Below are 3,179 nucleotides of genomic sequence, written 5' to 3'. Positions count from 1 at the left end.
TTGGTTGCGGGGGCAGGATTTGAACCTGCGACCTTCAGGTTATGAGCCTGACGAGCTACCGGGCTGCTCCACCCCGCGTCACCAAAGGGGGCTGATTGGTTCAGCCCGAAGTTCCGGCGTGGTTGTGCCGGAGAACGCAAAAGCCGCCGCTCGGGGTTATCCGGCAGCGGCTTTTGCATGACAAGTGAATGGGTTTTTTTGATGCACGGGCAGCAATGCCTGGCGACGACCTACTCTTCCAACGCTTGAGCGTTAGTACCATTGGCGCGGTCTGGTTTCACGGCCGAGTTCGAGATGGGATCGGGTGGGTCACAGACGCTATGGTCACCAAGCAATGGTGCCCGTGCATGATGTATCGATGCTGTTGTCGAGATGTGATCTGGCTGGAGGATCGTCCGTCATCTGCGGCGGCCCTGCGGGGCAGGACTGTCATTGATGGTGGGACTCTCAAGCATGAACAGAGTTATTAGGACCGGTTAGCTTCATGCGTTACCGCACTTCCACACCCGGCCTATCAACGTGATGGTCTATCACGACTCTATGATACCTTATCTTGAGGGAGGCTTCCCGCTTAGATGCTTTCAGCGGTTATCCCGTCCATGCATAGCTACCCTGCTGCGCGGCTGGCGCCACGACAGGTACACCAGAGGCATGTTCACCCCGGTCCTCTCGTACTAGGGGCAACTCCTCTCAAGTATCGACGCCCACGGCAGATAGGGACCAAACTGTCTCGCGACGTTCTGAACCCAGCTCACGTACCACTTTAATTGGCGAACAGCCAAACCCTTGGGACCTGCTCCAGCCCCAGGATGTGATGAGCCGACATCGAGGTGCCAAACGATTCCGTCGATATGAGCTCTTGGGAATCATCAGCCTGTTATCCCCGGCGTACCTTTTATCCGTTGAGCGATGGCCCTTCCACGAGGGACCACCGGATCACTATGACCGACTTTCGTCTCTGCTCGACTCGTCAGTCTCGCAGTCAGGCAGGCTTATGCCATTGCACTCTAACAGACGGTTTCCAACCGTCCTGAGCCTACCATCGCGCGCCTCCGTTACTCTTTAGGAGGCGACCGCCCCAGTCAAACTACCCGCCACAGAGGGTCCCCGAACCGGCTAACGGTCCTGGGTTAGACATCAGAAAACAACAGGGTGGTATTTCACCTATGGCTCCACACCAGCTGGCGCCGGTGCTTCAAAGCCTCCCACCTATGCTACACAATTCTTTCCTAATGCCACTCTGAAGCTGCAGTAAAGGTGCACGGGGTCTTTCCGTCTAACCGCGGGTACTCCGCATCTTCACGGAGAATTCAATTTCGCTGAGCATATCCTGGAGACAGTGGGGAAGTCGTTACGCCATTCGTGCAGGTCGGAACTTACCCGACAAGGAATTTCGCTACCTTAGGACCGTTATAGTTACGGCCGCCGTTTACCGGGGCTTCAATTCGGAGCTTGCACTCCTCCTCTTAACCTTCCGGCACCGGGCAGGCGTCAGACCCTATACGTCGTCTTGAAGCCGACTTAGCAGAGTCCTGTGTTTTTGCTAAACAGTCGCTACCCCCTGGCCTGTGCCCCCTGCCAATGCTTGCGCATAGACAGGGCCTCCTTCTTCCGAAGGTACGGAGGCAATTTGCCGAGTTCCTTCAGGATACTTCTCTCAAGCGCCTTGGTATACTCTACCTGACCACCTGTGTCGGTTTCGGGTACGGTCTATACGGTGGGGCTATTTCCTGGAACCGCGTGGAAGCACGTTCAATCCGATAAGAACGTACAACGTAAGCGATCCGTCACACACCACCAGGCCCACGAATATTAACGTGGTTCCCATCGACTACCCCCTTCGGGCTCGTCTTAGGGGCCGGCTCACCCTGCTCAGATTAGCTTTAAGCAGGAACCCTTGGTCTTTCGGCGAGAGGGCATCTCACCCTCTTTGTCGCTACTCATGTCAGCATTCGCACTTCCGATACCTCCACGGCCCATTACCAGACCGCTTCACAGGCTTACGGAACGCTCCGCTACCGCGTGATCCGAAGATCACACCCTAAGCTTCGGTGCATCACTTTAGCCCCGATACATCTTCGCCGCAGGATCTCTTATTTAGACCAGTGAGCTGTTACGCTTTCTTTAAAGGATGGCTGCTTCTAAGCCAACCTCCTGGTTGTTTTGGAAATCCCACATGCTTTCCCACTTAGTGATGACTTGGGGACCTTAGCTGTAGGTTAGGGCTGTTTCCCTTTTGACGACGGACCTTAGCACCCGCCGTCTGTCTGCCGGATAAGACTCGTTGGTATTCGGAGTTTGGTTAGGATTGGTAGATCTCGCGACCCCCGCACCCATCCAGTGCTCTACCCCCAACGGCATACATCCGACGCTCTACCTCAATAGATTTCGCGGAGAACCAGCTATTTCCCGGTTTGATTGGCCTTTCACCCCTAAACACAACTCATCCGAGCATTTTTCAACATGCAACGGTTCGGCCCTCCAGTGCGTGTTACCGCACCTTCAGCCTGGTCATGCCTAGATCACCGGGTTTCGGGTCTAATCCACCAAACTCTGTCGCCCTATTCAGACTCGCTTTCGCTGCGCCTACACCTAACGGCTTAAGCTTGCTTGGTAGACTAAGTCACTGACCCATTATGCAAGAGGTACGCGGTCACCCCCTAAAGAGGCTCCCACTGCTTGTAAGCATTCGGTTTCAGGTACTGTTTCACTCCCCTCATCGGGGTGCTTTTCACCTTTCCCTCACGGTACTGTGTTCGCTATCGGTCATGTACGAGTATTTAGGCTTGGAGGGTGGTCCCCCCATGTTCAGACAGGATTTCACGTGTCCCGCCCTACTCGAGTCCTGCTCCATCACTTTCGCATACGGGGCTGTCACCCGCTATGGCCACTCTTTCCAAAGTGTTCTGCTAGTTGAAGAGAAGGCACTGGCCTGGTCCGCGTTCGCTCGCCACTACTAACGGAATCTCGGTTGATGTCTTTTCCTCCAGGTACTGAGATGTTTCAGTTCCCCGGGTTCGCTTCACCAAGGCTATATATTCACCTCGGTGATACCTTATCCACCTCACTCAAAGCCCGATCGCTCGCACTTCGAGAGAAATGGTGAAGGTGGGTTTCCCCATTCGGAAATCGCCGGATCAAAGTTTGCTCACAACTCCCCGACGCTTATCGCAGCGTGC

The 3,179-nt window shown here is 54.9% G+C and carries 1 tRNA gene and 2 rRNA genes (1 of these 3 cut by a window edge); all 3 read right to left on the bottom strand.

Annotated features, from left to right (window positions below):
* Position 1 precedes the first annotated feature (1 nt).
* Positions 2–78 (bottom strand) — tRNA-Met (locus tag H7F53_RS17465).
* Positions 79–217: 139 nt separating this feature from the next.
* Positions 218–332, bottom strand: a 5S ribosomal RNA gene (gene rrf / locus H7F53_RS17460).
* Between the two features lie 114 nt (positions 333–446).
* A 23S ribosomal RNA gene (locus H7F53_RS17455) occupies positions 447–3,179 on the bottom strand; it runs 60 nt beyond the window's last position.

Origin of the sequence: Novosphingobium piscinae, assembly GCF_014230355.1 — a bacterium.
GTDB lineage: Bacteria > Pseudomonadota > Alphaproteobacteria > Sphingomonadales > Sphingomonadaceae > Novosphingobium > Novosphingobium piscinae.
This window is presented reverse-complemented; position numbering and strand designations above follow the sequence as displayed.